The organism is Desulfomicrobium aestuarii (genome assembly GCF_055385525.1).
This window is the reverse complement of sequence record NZ_AP042427.1, coordinates 2,738,279-2,753,887: the sequence shown is the minus strand read 5'-3', so window position 1 is coordinate 2,753,887 and position 15,609 is coordinate 2,738,279. Positions and strand designations below refer to the sequence as shown.

The window sequence follows — 15,609 nt, the reverse complement described above, 5'->3', positions numbered from 1 at the left end:
AGGGGGAGGCATGCCACGCTACAAGGTTGCGGTCATCATTCCGGTTTTCAATCAATGGCCCCTCACGGCGGGATGCTTGCGCAGCCTGCGCAAGCACACGCCGCGTGAGGACGTGCAGGTCATTGTGGTCGACAACGGCTCGACGGACGAGACCGCGCAGGCGTGCGGGAAGTTGGGAAGGGAATTGTTCGGCGAGCGGTTCGAGCATGTGCGGCTGGATGAGAACATCAATTTCGGGCCCGGCTGCAACTTGGGCGCGAGCCAGGCGGATGCCGACTTCCTGTTTTTTCTCAACAACGACACCCTGCTGACGCCGGGTTGGCTTGCGCCTCTTATGGACGGATTCGAAGCCTGCCCCAGTTGCGGAGCGGCGGGCCCGCTGCTTTTATATCCGGACCGGGACCGTATCCAGCATCTGGGCGTGACCTTCACGCCAACCAATCACGTTACGCATCTCTATCATTGCTTGCCCTCCACGCATCCGGTGGTCTCCGTGCGTCGAGAGCTGCAAGCCATCACCGGCGCGGCCCTCATGATACCCGCGGAAATTTTCGCGAAAGCCGGACGGTTTTGGGAAGAGTATCGAAACGGGTATGAGGATTTGGACTTATGCTGGCAAATCCGTGCGTTGGGCCTGAAGCTCCGTTGCGTGCCCGAAAGCCGGATTTACCATCTCACCAGCCAGACGCCGGGGCGCTTTGACGCCGAGAGCCACAACTCGCACGTCTTGGCTCGCCGCTGCCAGGGCGCATTCCGCCCCGACATGCACCGCTTCGCCCACGCGGACGGCTACGAACTCAGACTTACCCCGACGCTCACAGCCAACATCGTGCGGGTGCGTCCCGAAGACGAAACGAAAGGATTCGGTATGGAACGCCTGTGGGGGGAAATACAGGAGGAGCCGTTATCAGCCCGTTGATTTATTCATGATCAACACCGCTCGACGGTAATCTGAGTTCCGACGAATTCTTCGCCGGTCTCGCTCTTCATCTCGACTAAAATCATCGAAACGACCATCCATCCCCAAGCGAAAACAAAAATTTGCGCTGAATTGAGGTAAAAATACCCCTTCGGGGTCCCGAAACCTATCAACTGGCGCATCAGCAGGCCGAGATTGAACCCGGCTACGCACAGGAGATATCGTTTGTGGACGTTTTCCTGCCCACGAAGGTGCGTTCGCCGCATTCCTCCACGATCGAGCACATGCTGGAAACTTCGCTCGACCAACTCCGTTCTTCGCTTTGCCAACTCGCGCCCTGTGGATGACTTCAGCCGAGCGCGGTTGTTGTAAACGGCCCGCCGCGCCTCGTGGTCACCCTTCCAGTTGTACAGCCCGTTCGCCTTCGGCTCAGCGATCCTTGTCTTCCAGACTCCACCATCCAGCTCTTTCACTACTTCCCGAGAATGGTAGCCTTTGTCCGCAATGACTTCCGTCGGGGCCGTGGTTATCGGCGTACAACCGATGTCGGAAAGATTCTTCCTGGCGGATTCCAGCGTCTTGTCGATCGTCGTCGTATCCCCTTGGTCGGCCTTGTGGATGTCGGCGGAAACAATCGCTCCGGTGTCCAGATCCACGGCGTGCTCGGGCTTGTAGGCGAGGTGAGTACGACCGTCCTTCATCTTGGTGATACGCGCGTCCTCGTCGCTCTCCGACTTCCAGTCCTTGTTCGAAAGCTTCTTTCCCTTGCGCTTGCGATCCATGCGAGCCAGTTCTTCACGGGTCGGCGTTTTAATCCCACTGTCCTTGGCAATGCGCTCAAGCATCTGCTGGTATGTTTCGCCTGTATCCCGGCGCACGATCGAGCGCATGGCCGCGTTGGCTTCCATGGTCGAAGCGTCGATTCCGAGACGCTCCCCAACTATCAGGCCGGACTTGGTCAGCGCCTGCAACACCCAGCCGAATACTTCCTGATGGATTTCCAAGGGCAACCGTTGCCGGATTCTGCTCAGGCTGGAGTGATCTGGAACCCTCTGGGTCAGGGAGAGTCGCAGAAACTTTCGCAGCGACAAGGAGTCGGAACACCGCCACTCAAGCCCGCGCTCGCTCTCGATTCCCTCGAAATAGCCAATCAAGTGCATCCTGAAATATCTACCTGGAGGAATGGATTTCCTGCCAGGACCGGACGCATAATACGGTTCACAGAGCTTCTCGACAAAGCGGTCAAAGCCGCCCTTGATCAAGACAGACTGCAAGCGGTCATAAAAAACGTGTCCAGGCGAGCGCGGTAAATCCGCACACATGACAAACACCTGACTCTGATCATCACCCTGGTTGCCAAGTCCCATAACAGCTCCTTGTTCATGGCAACCTTCTATATTTTTGAGATTTTTTCAATATATAAATAGTTTCGTATATAAGAAAATCATTTGTTAAAATTTGGCAAGATGCTTGTCTTGTTTAAAATTTTGTCCGCCAACTGACGAACGTCTGAAAGACATCAGCGACCTTTCGGATTTTTTTCAGCACACTGGCATCCGCCAGCCTTTTTTTCATTCATAATACGTTCAAAAATTGTAGATTTTCCGTTTTGAATAACATCCTGCTCGATATCATCTGATGTATAGCTAAAACAATAGCATACGAGTTCTGACATAATCAAACTCCTTAAAGAATTTTTTTGATGAATGCATGATTTTCTCTGAATGGATTACGGCCAGGATGACGGCGATGTCAATTTTTGGCTCTGACGTCGGAAGGAATTTTTCAACACGCTGTTATGGGAAGAAGGTTACGAGCGCCTGGTCGAACTTTTTTTTAAACAGAGGTTGTGGAGCGCCGCGCTGGATGTGCTTCAGCTCCAGCAGTCTTTCTTTTCGACGGAAAAGGTTGTCACGGATTTGGCCAGGGTGGCCAGCAGGCTGGGGGATGCCGCTCTCCTGGCCAATTGCCGCAATACCCTCGACGGATTGCGGCGGGAGGCGGCTTCAAAGGAAGTGCTAAGAAGATTCACGGCCATTCAGCGATGGGCACTGGAATCTTATGATGAAGTTTTGCTCAATATATGTAAGAAATGGTCAGTAAATTACGTAAAAATTGACTGAAATGTTCGCTATGAATAATTGATAGTTTATATCATTGTTTAGAAAGAAGTTTATTTGTTTTTTTTATTTTATTGCTTACTCTTGGAATATTTATGATTGATGTAATTGCTAAGAAGCAAACTTTAGCTGCTCGGAAATTATTATGATTAAAATGTAGATCGCCAAGTTCTTCAATAATCAATAATTTGCGTAAATCGTATGGATTGAAGCGTAGTGCTTCGGTAAGTGCTACAATAGCTTCACGTGTCTTGCCTGACTTGTAGAGGGATTGTGCCATGCTCCATAGTGGGTTTGGATTTGTGTCTTTGAACCAAATCCCTTGCGGGGTGTTTTTCCCGGGCTTGAGGGGGCGCAACCCGTCTTTTGCATAAATGTAGTCTATGTCGTAAACTATATCATTTTTCCATCTTTTGCTGAACAATTCGGCATTTTCATGGTGATGAAAATGTCTTCCTGGAGTTTTGCTTTCATGATGTATGATTGTAGAAGCAGGCGTATAAAAAACTTTATAACCATTTTTTCTTATTCGAAAGCAGAAATCAAGGTCTTCAAATCCGTTAATGAAAGATTCATCAAACATTCCTGCGGATAAAAACAATTCTTTGCTAATCAAAAAACAGGCACCGGTAACGGCTTGAAATTCCCTTTTTTTGTTTACAGCTGGATGAAGATGGTGAAAGTGTCTGTAAATATGGAATACAGTGCGCTGATCAAAAGCTATGCCGGCATGCTGAATTGTTCTGTCTGGGTATAAAAGCTTTCCTCCTGCAACTCCAATGCGGTCATCAGAAATTAAGCAGTTTAGTAGTTCGATATCCCATCCTGGCAAAACTTCTGTATCGTTATTCAAGAAAACCAGGTAGTTATTATTGGCATGTAGGGCTCCAAGGTTGCTGGCTTTGGCAAATCCTAGATTTTTTTGGTTGAATACATAATGAATTTTATGGGTTGAGAGAAATTCAGAAATTATGTTTTGGGTGTTGTCTGTTGAGCCATTGTCAATGATAATTATTTCAAACTGATTTAATTTAGTATTGTTCAGTATGGATATAATGCATTTTTTTAAAAGGTTTGCATTGTTCCACGTTGGGATTATTATGCTGATTTTTTTATCCATACATTGCGTGATGTACAGGGCTGTGTCTCGTCATGAATGAAGCCATGCGAGTCGTTGTTCAGATAGATGTGTCAGCGTATCGAGAACTATTGATTTGTCGTGTTTGTGGAGTACCTTGATTATATTTCCCAGAGCATTTCCGGCCATGGCTCTATTTTTTTGGGATTCTTTGCCCATGGCTTTCATATGTCGAAATGGGACAAATCCGTTGTAGATAATTTCATAACCTTTAAGCCTGACGCGCAAGTGGTGTTCGACATCTACATATTGGCATGGTGACAGGCTGATATCAAATAAGCCAACTTCATCAAATAAAATTTTGCGGTCATATATATGTAGGCATCCAGTTACATGATCAACTTTATCGACGTAGTCAAATTGGCCAAAGTCGATTAAGTCTAGCGCATTGCTTACAGATAGGCGAGGGGAAAACTCCACGATGTTATGCGCGCATCCATGTATAGTGTCTGGCTTGTGGCTATAAAGAGCTTTGCCTCCTACGACGGCAGAATTTGGGAATGCTTTGGCTGTCTGGACCATCTTGGTCATCCAGTCGGGAGGCACTTCAGTCAAGTCGTCATCTCCAATTGCGATATAGTCCGCTAGAGAGTGGTCATATTTTGTAAGCAGCCAGTTATGTCCGGCAGGTCTCCCGATGTTTGTAGGGAGTCGTTCCATGCTGACGTGCACATGGTCGGGAAAGTGCGTGACTGCCTGTTTTGCGGCATTCCACGTTGTGTCTGAGGAGCCATTGTCTGCAATGTATACGGCGAAGTTTTTGTATTTTGTATTTGCGAGTTGCGTAAGGGCTTGGGCGACAAACTTTTCCCGATTGTAAGTCAGGACAAGAAGGTGAACCCGTGGTTCGGCGTCCAATGGTTGGTGAAGTTTGTGCCACATCCGTGCAGTTTTGATCCTGAGTAGTCGTTCTTCATTTTCGTCGATATGATTAGCGGAATGGGCGGCTTTTTCAGGGTTACCAGTGGCAAAATGGATGCTTGGTGCAATGTAGGAGAGAAGTTCGTGGGTTGGGTTGATTGAAGCAAGTTTAAGAAGAACATTGTACTGTCTGTTGTTGTACAATTTGATAATTTCGTCGATTTCTGGAATATCTTTATTTAAATTGTTGTCAGACGCGTTTGGAGTGAGTGGAGTAGATTCAGGCAATTGTGCGTCTGCTCGAATTGCTAGTTCATTATACTGCTCATATTTATTTTTGTTTCCTTTAGATTTATAATGCTTAGCAATATTAAAATATGAATTAAATTTGTTGTGTGAAGAAGTCATTGTTTTTCCTGTATAAATTAGCGTATATTTTTATGCTGTATGTTTAGGCCAGAGCCACACGCTTTGAATGTAATTATAAAATACTTCTAATGTCATAAATTTGTAAATTTTTATACTCGACGACCTAATTTATTGCGCATAACTTCCGGAGAACTTCGCTGCCATGACGCCATCGGTCGAACACACCCTCAACGGCACTGATCACATCCTCCAGTTTGGGGAAGTATCGGTTATGAGTAGCTTTTCTTCTCGTGATATTCCAAACCCGCTCAATGGGATTGAGTTCAGGGCTGTAGGGCGGCATGAACTCCAACGCAAATCTCTTATGGCAAGCCAATCTCCATTCAGCATGAAGCTGCGCATGGTGGTATCTGACGTTGTCGACGATCAGCACAACCCGCCTGCCCGAGTGAGAGCTGATTTGGCGCAAGTATTTGAGAAAGCCGAAAAATGTCTCTCCGTTGAACTTGTCTGCTTCTCGGCGATAGACGAACTTGCCATCTCTGATTCTCACTGCTCCGAAATATCCCACGCTCTTTCTTGTCGGATGATGGAGTACAACAGGGTCTTTCACATCTTTCGGAATCCACATGCGGCACCTGGATCCATGCTGTTCGAACCTGACCTCGTCCAAGGCCCAGATATCGATCCGTTTATTCTTCAGAAATCTCAGCAGTTTTTTTATATTCCGCCTGCTGGGCGGGATCAGCGTGCGCAATTTTCGGTCGAGGCTTGCGGAATCGAAAACCGAGTTGCCGGAAAAGGCGCTGACACTGTCGAACTCCCAGGGAGACGTCCCATTGGTCCTGAATGAAACACGAAAGGGTTTTTCCATCCCAAAGGCCTTGCAATCCGAATTCGGCTGGATCTTTTCGCAGGGCCGTCTCAATTGCAGCGAGTTGCTCTTTGGTCAGTCTACGGGGGCGCCCGGGCCGCTCTCCATCGACCAAACCTGCAAAACCCTCATTTTCAAACCTGTTGACCCAGTACGCGACTGTCCGGGGTGCATCGCCCAACATCTTTCCAGCCTCCCTGCAACTCAGTCCCTGCGCGACGAGAAGCATAGCGTGGAGGCGATGATCGTAGCGGGCTTCCTCGGTACGGCGAATTTCGTCCTGGATGGCCATAATCATGTCTTCGGCATCGGTGATTGTGAGTACTTTCATGGATCCACGATGCCATGATTTTATCAAGTGCGCAATTAATTATGTCGTCACGTATAATAAAAATTTTGGCAATTAGACAATTTGTGGTGATTTTTTACTAATGTAGTTTTCAACGATGACTTACTTGCGACATAAAAAAAGCATTTCTCCGCCGAGACTCATATGCTCTATATCCTTGTGCGCATAAACGTCCTGAGGTTCAATGTGCTCCACCTTAAACCCAACTTCTTGTAGCCTGTCAGTAATGTCCATCCCGTAATATCTGACATGATCTTCCTGTCCGTATCTTTTTTGGCGCTCAGATGGATTGGTAATTGAAAAATCTTCGTCTGTTATTTTCCCTTTAATCGGAACCATAATAACAGCTAGTCCATTTTGTTTAAGAGCGCGATACATTTCTTGCATTGCCTCGCGATCATTAGGTACGTGTTCGAGTACATGGCAGCAGTATATAAATAAAAAGCTTTCGTTTACAAATTTTATATCTGTGATGTCTATTTGAATGTCTGCTTTTTTATCAAAAAGATCAGTGGTTATGTATTTATTTGTAAATAAAGACCTGAATTTACTTTCAAGACATGGTTCTGGCGCAAAATGAAGGGTTTTTGTGTCTGGATGACGAAATAATTCTGTCTGATCTTGTAAGTATTTCCAAAGAAAACGGTGTCGTTCGAGTGAACCGCAATGTGGGCACATGGCATTTTTCCGTGACCGTCTCCCGAAGTCAGCAAATGATTGAGACGTTTGTTGGCATATCGGACAGTAGCGAAGAGTGTTTGGTGTTTCTATAAAATTTTAGTAGTTGCTGGTTCAGATACACCGTTTCTGAGTTCACTTCGTGTTGAGGTGGATTTGTGCCTGTTGTCTGCTGCGTTGCGCAGAATGGTTCGTAAGCCTCGAATGGATCTTTCCCTGGAAAAGTGCTCGACAACTCTTTGATGATAGTTCTTTCCCATCCACCCAGCCAACTTGGGGTTGATTGCCAATCGGAATATGGCTTCAGCCATTTTTTGCACGTCACCTTCGTCGACAAGAAGGCCGTTCTCGCCTTCAATGACAGCATCGGGTATGCCAGCGTGTCGGGTGCTGATGACGGGTAATCCAGCCGCCCCGGCCTCTAGAATTGCCAAGGGCAGACCTTCGCTATCACCGTTGCCCGCAGTCACGGAGTGCTGCACAAACGCTCTGCTGAGACGTAATAATTTGGCGACTGATCGCCGGGTGTGGACGCCAGCAAAATGAACTTGATTGTCGATGTTTAGTTTTTTGGCCAGTTCTTGGCAGGGCTTGAGAAGTGGCCCGTCACCAACCATGACAAGTCGGGAGCCAGGGATTGATTTTGCTGTTTTCTCAAAGGCTTGAATGGTGAGGTGCGGGGCTTTTTTCTCTACAAATCTTCCTACGGCCAGAAAGATCGGTTGTGAACTTTCTGGTGATGCCAAATCATCTCTCTGAACATCTACGCCGTAAGGGTTTAGAAATATTTTATTTGTTGGCGCTCCAATTGATATGAGTTTGTCACGCATAGCTTTGGATACGACAATAAGTGCGGCAGCACTTTTAAAAATCTCACTATACTCATGTTTATAAGCGTGTAGCGTTGTTGTGGCAGTTCCGTCATATCCATGAAAATGTACGACATACGGAATTCCCGATTTTTCACAAGCTTTGTAAATTTTAGCTGCTACTGTGCCGAATTCGGCAAGAACAACGTCAAATTTATGATCATTTAAATAAAGGTGAAATGCCTCTGTGTATAAATTATTCAGAATATCATATTGATGATTGGTTGCTAGTTTTATGTACTTTTGGCTAAAAATAAATTTTTTATTCTGGTCAAACATCGGATATGATTCACCATGAATCACGGAAGTGTTGCAAGAAATGTGTGATATATGATCTTCGATGAATGTTTGGGAGTATGCAAAGTGCTCATGCCTGACGATGCAAATGTTTTGATGATTTGATTCAGATATAATATCTGTTGAATTCGTGACAGTTTTGTGGGGGGTGTATGCTATTCCGGACCAACCTGGAGAAATGGTATTGTCAGCATGTTGTTGCTGCGGAGCATGGTTATCAAATTCAGCGAGTTGCTTAAAAAGAGGAAAAAGTTTTGTGCTCATCTGTTGCCGGATGTCGTCTGTCATGGGGGCTCGTTTTAGCCACAGTCCTATCATCTGTGCTAACGAAGCATTCCATCCACCCATGGAATTGATTTGAATATCTTCAAAACCAGCTTCTTGCAGGAGTAGTTTCAATGAAAAAGGGGTATAACGGTAATGATCATGTGGCGTGTCATGTAGCGGCCATATGAAGGGGACGGTGAAAAGAAATACACCATCTGGCTTGAGAACGCGCCGGATTTCCTTGAGGACGGTCAGTGGGTGATGGCAATGTTCAAGCACTTCTGTGGCAATACTGCAGTCAATGCTCGCGCTATCGAGAGGGATTGTGTGTCCGTCCCAAGCAATGTCGGGTTGCATGATGTCAGCATACTTGCCTTGGGCAAAGTCCAAGCCGATGTATCTGTTGACGTTGGGATTTGATTTAAGGATATGGTTTTTGTAGGGCATTTGACCGCAGCCAACGTCAAGCAGCGTGCCCCGAAATAGCGAAATATGCTCATCGAGAGATTTTTTGATAGCTTTTCTGACTATAAATAAATCGGCAAAATTAAGAGTGAGATTAGGAATTAAAAAATTATTGTGCTGCTCGGACTGCGGAACTGCGGGTTGATAAACATGTAGCATTCGCTTGTCCTCTCTGCACATGCCGTTTTCGGTCTGTTTCACGGGCGGCAGGTTGATTTCATGAAGTTCAGGAAGTTGGATTTGACCTTTCTGGCCTGATTTGCATGTCAATTCACGCAAAAAATTGGCCCATTTATCTGCGCAAATATCAATGGAGTATTTTTTCTCGATTGTTTCGCGCGCACCTTTTGAAAGTCGCTCCCACAAACCCTTTTCCGTTTTCAAACGACGGACAGCATTCAGAAAGCCTTCTTCTCTATTTTCAACCAGCAAGCCGTTTTCATTGTGACGGATGATTTCGGTCGAACCGCTTTTCGTCCGGGTACAGATTGGTACCAAGCCACAGGCCATTGCTTCCATTAACGAGGTCGACATTCCCTCATAATCTGAAAGTAGTATAAAAACATGATGTTGCACTAGCGTTGGGAGGATTTCATCAAATTTCAGGGTCCCGCCATATGATATTTGAGATTTTTTGCTAAGTTTATTTATCGTTGAAATAACATTGCCGCCTTCTCTGTCTTCACCATAGAATGAGATTTCAACGCCATGAACCAAGCTAGATATCATTTTACATGATGCTAATACGTCAAAAATTCGTTTCTGGCGTTGAATTAAGCGCCCTGTATAAATAATTTTTAGATTTTCTGTGGGAGGCGTGGCCACAAATCCTGGGACAGGGGTGCCTGAAGAACAAATTAGGACATTGCTTTCGTTGAAATTATTTTTAAGTACAAGTTCTCCAAGGTATTGAGATTTGCATGTAAATGCGGATAACTTGAACTCTGAACCTTCGCGGGCAAATGTTTCGATTAATTCATGATGGAAATTGTCATCAGACCTGATAATACCAATGCAGGTAATGCCAGCCTCCTGAATCCACTTTGAGGCAAAATAAGCTGGTACAGATAGGTTGGGTATAAATATATCTGGCTGAATTGATTTAATTATTTGAATTAGTTGTCTTATAGAGTGCTCTGTTGATTTTTCTTTAAAAATTTTAGTACATTTGATTCCATAAGATTGCAAGTTGTTGTATACTTGACATGTAGTTTCTGAACTCATTATGAAGATAACATGTGTAGAGAATCCACGCTGAGCAAGTTTGGGTAGGATTCGTTGTAACCAAATATTTGGGCCGTTTATTTGGTTTGGACCGTAAGCAACAATTGCAATATTAATGTTATTGTTGTTATTTTTGTATTTTTTTACTAAATATGATATTTCGTTTCCTTTGTTTAAAATTGCGTCCCAACTGTGAATGGGTATGTCGTTTTCTGTAATTGTTTGAATTAATTTGTCATGAATTTTTTTGTCTAATCCAATCCTGTCCCAATGAAATTCAATGAATAGTTCGTTTATATATTTTATCGTTTTGTCTTTTATCATTTTATATAAAACTTCATATTCTGCGCCTTCAATGTCCATTTTTAATATTATAAAGTCTTCTTGTTTGAATTCATGTCGAATCCACTGACTAAAATCGACTGCAGGGACTCGTATTTTTTTTTTGCCTACAATATTGAGCTTGTGTGAATATACAGAGCTTCCATCAAAGTCTTTTTCGTCTATATAAAAATCTAAAAATTCATTATTAATCCATACTGCAGATTGTATAAGTGTTGAGTTTAGGTTTTTATGATGGTAAGCAAGGAGCGGATTTGGTTCAAAGCTAAATATTTCGAACTCATTAAACGATGATGTGAATTTTCGTACTGAACTTCCATCATATGCTCCGCAGTCAATAAAAATTTTTCGCATCTTATTTTTTCCCGTACTGTACTGGGGTTATTTCATAAATTATTTATAAATTGTCATGAGGTAATCTGTTTGTTCTTTAATTTTTTTTATTTATGATATTTCGTAGTCTATAGTGTTATAGAAAATATAGTCCGAAAAACATAATTTTTTGCTATATATGCAGTATGCTGTTTTGTCAGATGTTTGCATTCTGAGCTATTGTTTTTAATGTGGGGGTTATCGATTTGGATAGATTGGTGTTTTTTGTGAGTCGAATTTTTATTATACATCACTATTTTAAAATTTTAATGTTTTTGCGTAGATTTCGGTTACTTGTTGATGTTGCTCGTATATGTAGAAAATTTATCTGTATTTAATAATTTTCGCGGGGCTGCCGTAGGCAATGGCGTATTCTGGTATTGATTTAGTAACAACGCTTCCTGCACCTATAACTGCGCCATTTCCAATTGATACTCCATCTAGTATTTTGCATCCTGCTGCAATCCATACATTATCACCTATAAAAATTCCTAGTTTAGTCTCTCCTTGTGTTCTTATCAATTTGTTCTTATGTTTAAATATATGATTAGCAGGAATAATTATTGTTTGTGCTGCAATTCTTGTGTCGTTTCCAATTTTTAATCCTCCATGTCCGTATAGAATGCAAAAAATTTGAATACTTACATTTTTGCCGATCACAATACTTCCTCCATATGTATGGAGTTGTGCGTAGTCATTAATTACGGTATTGCTTTCGATATATATAGATCCTCCGTTAATTATAGAAAGATTAGCTTTTTTTGAAATTATCGCTGATGAGCTAATTTGAATATTGTCTTCTTTGATTTTTGTATGATTTGTTATTATCGATCCACCTCCGCATTCTTTGTAAAACAAATCTATGTCGTGTGCACTTACTATATATTTGTTTTGAATTTTGGCAGATTTTAATTTCTTTGATATAATTAATGACATGACATGTGTTGGATTAATTTTTAGTATTTCTGCGACTTCGTCAATATTGTACGTTTTGATCATTTTTTTCTCTATTTTAATTATTTATTTAAAGCAAATGAATTATGATTATTTTATGCTTGATTTCAATTACAATGTTTTATTTAAAAGAATTCTCCAATGCGCTTGTCTATTAAATTATTATGATCGAGCGCAATGCAGTTACTAATAATGATAGTATCGTCTTTAATTTAATATTTAAAATGATTGCGTTTAATTTTTAAATCGTTTTTGCTGCGGCCGAAGATCTTTCTAATGGGCATTCGACTATGGAATGTTTTTTGTTTTGTCGAGTATTTATGCTCAATCCTTTATTTGCCTGTCTTGATGACTTAGACACTGATAAAGATGATCAAGCACGTTTTCGATTTCAACGGTTAGAAAACGACATTATAGGATTTTGCTACACGATGCTTTTGACTCAAGTCAGCAGCGCAGGAGTCTTGTTTTAAGTGTAGGGATTGTCTTGGTAATATCGTAGGCTAATGAAAATTCCGTTGGTCTTGGTTGCATTTACGTGCCTTCCTTCGGTGAACTAGAATTTCTTGTAGACTTTACCTTTGCCAATGCGATGCGCGCTTAGTGTGTGGAATCGGCAATTTTTTTTACTTGCCCACGCAAGAGATGATTTCACAATCAAAGATATATTTGAACATTTCGGTGTCCATTTCAATATTTGTTGCGCTTTGGAGATATCCGCTATCAAAGTTGGTGGATCTCCATATCTCCGTTGAGATATTATGTGCGGAACATTTTTTTTTGTGATATTTTCAATAGCGAATATAATTTCTTTCACTGAAGCGCCTATCCCTGCCCCAAGATTGAGGGCATGCCTCTTTCCTCCGTCTACAAGGTATCTTAATGCTTTTATATGTGCTTCAGATAAATCTGTAACATGTATATAGTCTCGAATACATGTCCCATCCGGAGTCGGGTAATCATCACCAAAAATTTCCAGAGCAGGCATCTTCCCCATTGCAGCCATCAGCGCCAGTGGAATCAGGTGGGTTTCCGGTTCGTGCCATTCTCCTGTTTCCCCGTCCGGGTCACATCCTGCGGCGTTGAAGTAGCGTAGCGACATCCATTTGATGCCATGAGCATTTTCGTAATCGGCAAGCATCCTTTCCATGAACAGTTTGCTTGCTCCGTAGGGGTTGATTGGGGTGGTGGGAGTGTCTTCGGTGATGGGCATTTTTTCAGGTGATCCGTATACCGCGCAGGTCCCGGAGACCACTATGTACGGCACGTATTCGTCCCGCATCGCGTCAAGGATACTAAGCGTACCGCATACATTGTTTCGAAAGTATTTACCCGGATCGACGACCGACTCCCCTACGTATGCGCTAGCTGCGAAGTGGATGACGCCTTCGATGCGGTGCTGCCTGATGCAAGCGCGTAGGCGTTGCGTGTCCAGGATGTCGCCGTACACGAAGTCGCCCCAGCGAACCAGTTCTCTGTGCCCTGTGGACAGGTTGTCGTAGGTGACAACGGTGTGTCCCTGGTGCGCCAGTGCCTTGCAGGTGTGGCTCCCGATGTAGCCTGCTCCGCCTGTGACCAGTATGCGCATGGTTTATTTCTCCCTCAATTCGCCTGACGCGAGGAGTTTTTTGAAATACGCGCTCGTCAGCGTCAGCCCATCGCGTAGGCGGACCTTCGGTTCCCATCCATACCGCGTCTGGGCGACGGTAATATCTGGCTTGCGTTGGCGGGGATCGTCGTTTGGCAGGGTTTCAAAAGAGATCTCCGATGAACTGCCTGTCAATTCTATCACATGCTGGGCCAGTTCCAGGATCGTGAACTCCCCCGGATTGCCCATGTTCAACGGCCCACAGAACTCGCGATCATTCCGCATGAACCGGATCATCAGTTCCACCAGATCGTCCACATAGCAAAACGACCGCGTCTGCGACCCATCCCCGTAAATCGTAATGGGCTTGCCCTGCAGGGCCTGCATGATGAAGTTCGAGACTACTCGCCCATCATTCGGGTGCATTCTTGGCCCATATGTGTTGAACAGGCGGCCTACTTTCACTGGCAGGTCGTGCTGCCTGTGGTAGGCAAAGAAAAGCGACTCTGCGCATCGTTTCCCTTCGTCATAGCACGAACGGTGCCCGATCGGATTTACATTCCCCCAGTACGACTCCGGCTGTGGATGCACTTCCGGGTCGCCGTACACTTCCGACGTCGACGCCTGGAAGATCGGAATCCGCAATCTTTTTGCCAGCCCCAGCATGTTGATGGCCCCGTGCACGCACGTCTTGATCGTCTGCACTGGGTCGAACTGGTAGTGGATGGGCGAGGCCGGACAGGCCAGGTTGTAGATTTCGTCCACCTCGACGAACAGCGGGAAGGTGATGTCGTGGCGGATGACTTCGAAGCGGGGGTTGGGGAGGAGGTGCTCGATGTTCTGCTTGGAACTGGTGAAGAAATTGTCCACACAGATGACTTCGCAGCCTTCCTGGAGCAGACGTTCGCAGAGGTGGGATCCTAAAAAACCGGATCCGCCCGTTACGAGGACGCGTTTTCGTAAGTGCATGTCTTTCCCGCCATCCTGGCAAGAGGTGTCAAAATTTCCGCAGCCTGTGGCTGTCTGAAAATATAAAGCACCAGGCGTGCCAATGGTCGCGGGATTCGAAAAAGGTCTTTTCTCGGGAACGGTTAGATGCTGAAGGGCGCGGTGGGGTCATCCCCCCATCTGCTTCGTCGCGTACAGTTTCATCTTCCTGGCCTCGGCAAACTCCCCGTTGATGGCCAGGGCGCGGTCGGCGGCGGCGATGGCGTTTTTCCAGCGTTTCTGGTCGAGGTAGACGCGGCCGAGGTTGAAGTAGATGGCCTCGTCCTTGGTCTGGCGTTCCAGGGCCTGGATGTAGAATTTCTCGGCCTCCTCGAGGCGGCCGGACTTGCGCAGGACCATGCCGAGCTTGTTGAAGATGTGGGCCGAGTCCGGATTGTCGGCGTAAGCGGATTTGAGGTATTCGAGGGCCTCGTCGTATCTGCCGAATTCCAGGAACATGTCGGCCACGGTGACCTTGAGTTCCGTGTCCGTGCGGGCCGCGTCGATGAGGCGGTCGCAGACCTGCTTCGCCTTGGCAGGGTCGTCTTCCTGCAGGTGCTTTCTGGCCAGTTCGAGCTGCTTGCGGCGGTATTCGGCCAGGGCGGCCAGGTGGGTGTTGGCCTCTTCGGCAAGATTTTCCTGCAGGAAGGCCAGCAGGGCGTAGAGGCTGGCAAGAAGTTCCTTTTCCTCGCCGGGCTTGTAGCTGATCTGCAGGGGGTAGATTTTCTTGAGTTCGCGGTCGTTGGCCAGAGCGTAGGCCGCTTTGTCCAGGGCCTCGGTAAAGGCCTGCAGTTCGTGCTTGAGGAGCTGGGCCTTGAGGATGAAGCCCACGGCCTCGTGCAGGTTGGCCACGGCCGCAAGGAGCTTTCCCTGTTTCAGCAGCATGCTGGTTTCTCCAAGCTGTTTCTTCGCCTTGAGAATCTCTGCCGACATGGG

Annotated in this window: 13 protein-coding genes; 1 reads left to right on the top strand and 12 read right to left on the bottom strand. The window is 45.4% G+C overall.

The genetic code is table 11. From position 1 onward, the window contains the following. Positions 1-10: 10 nt before the first annotated feature. The gene (locus ACZ5AC_RS12495) at positions 11-919 is read left to right on the top strand and encodes a glycosyltransferase family 2 protein (protein ID WP_464247930.1); all 909 of its coding nucleotides are present in this window, start codon (positions 11-13) and stop codon (positions 917-919) included. Positions 920-930: 11 nt separating this feature from the next. On the opposite strand, the gene ACZ5AC_RS12490 is transcribed toward ACZ5AC_RS12495, so the two are convergent. From ACZ5AC_RS12490 to ACZ5AC_RS12435, 12 genes are all read right to left on the bottom strand, one after another. Continuing rightward, on the bottom strand, positions 931-2,286 hold the full coding sequence (locus ACZ5AC_RS12490) for a transposase (RefSeq protein WP_464247929.1): 1,356 nt from the start codon (positions 2,284-2,286) through the stop codon (positions 931-933). Positions 2,287-2,438: 152 nt separating this feature from the next. Further along, positions 2,439-2,594: a (2Fe-2S)-binding protein gene (locus ACZ5AC_RS12485; protein WP_464247928.1), complete on the bottom strand. Its 156-nt coding sequence runs from the start codon at positions 2,592-2,594 to the stop codon at positions 2,439-2,441. A 479-nt stretch (positions 2,595-3,073) separates the two neighbouring features. Further along, positions 3,074-4,159 carry a glycosyltransferase gene (locus ACZ5AC_RS12480; protein WP_464247927.1) on the bottom strand — a complete coding sequence of 362 codons (1,086 nt, stop codon included), beginning with the start codon at positions 4,157-4,159 and terminating at the stop codon, positions 3,074-3,076. Between the two features lie 30 nt (positions 4,160-4,189). Further along, positions 4,190-5,446: a glycosyltransferase family 2 protein gene (locus ACZ5AC_RS12475; RefSeq protein WP_464247926.1), complete on the bottom strand. Its 1,257-nt coding sequence runs from the start codon at positions 5,444-5,446 to the stop codon at positions 4,190-4,192. Between the two features lie 124 nt (positions 5,447-5,570). Then, positions 5,571-6,080 (bottom strand): IS630 family transposase, encoded by a 510-nt coding sequence (locus ACZ5AC_RS12470; RefSeq protein WP_464250615.1) that lies wholly within the window; start codon positions 6,078-6,080, stop codon positions 5,571-5,573. A 19-nt stretch (positions 6,081-6,099) separates the two neighbouring features. Further along, positions 6,100-6,612 carry a helix-turn-helix domain-containing protein gene (locus ACZ5AC_RS12465; RefSeq protein WP_464247925.1) on the bottom strand — a complete coding sequence of 171 codons (513 nt, stop codon included), beginning with the start codon at positions 6,610-6,612 and terminating at the stop codon, positions 6,100-6,102. 120 nt (positions 6,613-6,732) lie between these two features. Then, positions 6,733-7,308, bottom strand: a complete 576-nt coding sequence (locus tag ACZ5AC_RS12460; RefSeq protein WP_464247924.1) for a methyltransferase domain-containing protein — start codon at positions 7,306-7,308, stop codon at positions 6,733-6,735. A gap of 89 nt (positions 7,309-7,397) precedes the next feature. Further along, positions 7,398-11,126, bottom strand: coding sequence for an FkbM family methyltransferase (locus tag ACZ5AC_RS12455; RefSeq protein ID WP_464247923.1), 3,729 nt, complete (start codon positions 11,124-11,126; stop codon positions 7,398-7,400). Positions 11,127-11,468: 342 nt separating this feature from the next. Continuing rightward, entirely contained in the window at positions 11,469-12,143 is a 675-nt protein-coding gene (locus tag ACZ5AC_RS12450) for a helix-turn-helix domain-containing protein (RefSeq protein ID WP_464247922.1), read from the bottom strand. 511 nt (positions 12,144-12,654) lie between these two features. Further along, positions 12,655-13,686 (bottom strand): UDP-glucose 4-epimerase GalE, encoded by a 1,032-nt coding sequence (gene galE / locus ACZ5AC_RS12445; protein WP_464247921.1) that lies wholly within the window; start codon positions 13,684-13,686, stop codon positions 12,655-12,657. Positions 13,687-13,689: 3 nt separating this feature from the next. Continuing rightward, the gene (locus ACZ5AC_RS12440) at positions 13,690-14,655 is read right to left on the bottom strand and encodes a UDP-glucuronic acid decarboxylase family protein (RefSeq protein ID WP_464247920.1); all 966 of its coding nucleotides are present in this window, start codon (positions 14,653-14,655) and stop codon (positions 13,690-13,692) included. Between the two features lie 147 nt (positions 14,656-14,802). Beyond that, entirely contained in the window at positions 14,803-15,606 is an 804-nt protein-coding gene (locus tag ACZ5AC_RS12435; RefSeq protein ID WP_464247919.1) for a tetratricopeptide repeat protein, read from the bottom strand. Positions 15,607-15,609 lie beyond the last annotated feature (3 nt).

Excerpts from the sequence above, each read along its gene's own strand:
- ACZ5AC_RS12440 (WP_464247920.1), bottom strand. The coding sequence starts at position 14,655 with ATGCACTTACGAAAACGCGTCCTCGTAACGGGCGGATCCGGTTTTTTA.
- ACZ5AC_RS12435 (WP_464247919.1), bottom strand. The coding sequence starts at position 15,606 with ATGTCGGCAGAGATTCTCAAGGCGAAGAAACAGCTTGGAGAAACCAGC.
- ACZ5AC_RS12465 (WP_464247925.1), bottom strand. The coding sequence starts at position 6,612 with ATGAAAGTACTCACAATCACCGATGCCGAAGACATGATTATGGCCATC.
- ACZ5AC_RS12475 (WP_464247926.1), bottom strand. The coding sequence starts at position 5,446 with ATGACTTCTTCACACAACAAATTTAATTCATATTTTAATATTGCTAAG.
- ACZ5AC_RS12450 (WP_464247922.1), bottom strand. The coding sequence starts at position 12,143 with ATGATCAAAACGTACAATATTGACGAAGTCGCAGAAATACTAAAAATT.
- ACZ5AC_RS12490 (WP_464247929.1), bottom strand. The coding sequence starts at position 2,286 with ATGGGACTTGGCAACCAGGGTGATGATCAGAGTCAGGTGTTTGTCATG.
- ACZ5AC_RS12480 (WP_464247927.1), bottom strand. The coding sequence starts at position 4,159 with ATGGATAAAAAAATCAGCATAATAATCCCAACGTGGAACAATGCAAAC.
- ACZ5AC_RS12495 (WP_464247930.1), top strand. The coding sequence starts at position 11 with ATGCCACGCTACAAGGTTGCGGTCATCATTCCGGTTTTCAATCAATGG.
- ACZ5AC_RS12460 (WP_464247924.1), bottom strand. The coding sequence starts at position 7,308 with ATGTGCCCACATTGCGGTTCACTCGAACGACACCGTTTTCTTTGGAAA.
- galE (WP_464247921.1), bottom strand. The coding sequence starts at position 13,686 with ATGCGCATACTGGTCACAGGCGGAGCAGGCTACATCGGGAGCCACACC.
- ACZ5AC_RS12485 (WP_464247928.1), bottom strand. The coding sequence starts at position 2,594 with ATGTCAGAACTCGTATGCTATTGTTTTAGCTATACATCAGATGATATC.
- ACZ5AC_RS12455 (WP_464247923.1), bottom strand. The coding sequence starts at position 11,126 with ATGCGAAAAATTTTTATTGACTGCGGAGCATATGATGGAAGTTCAGTA.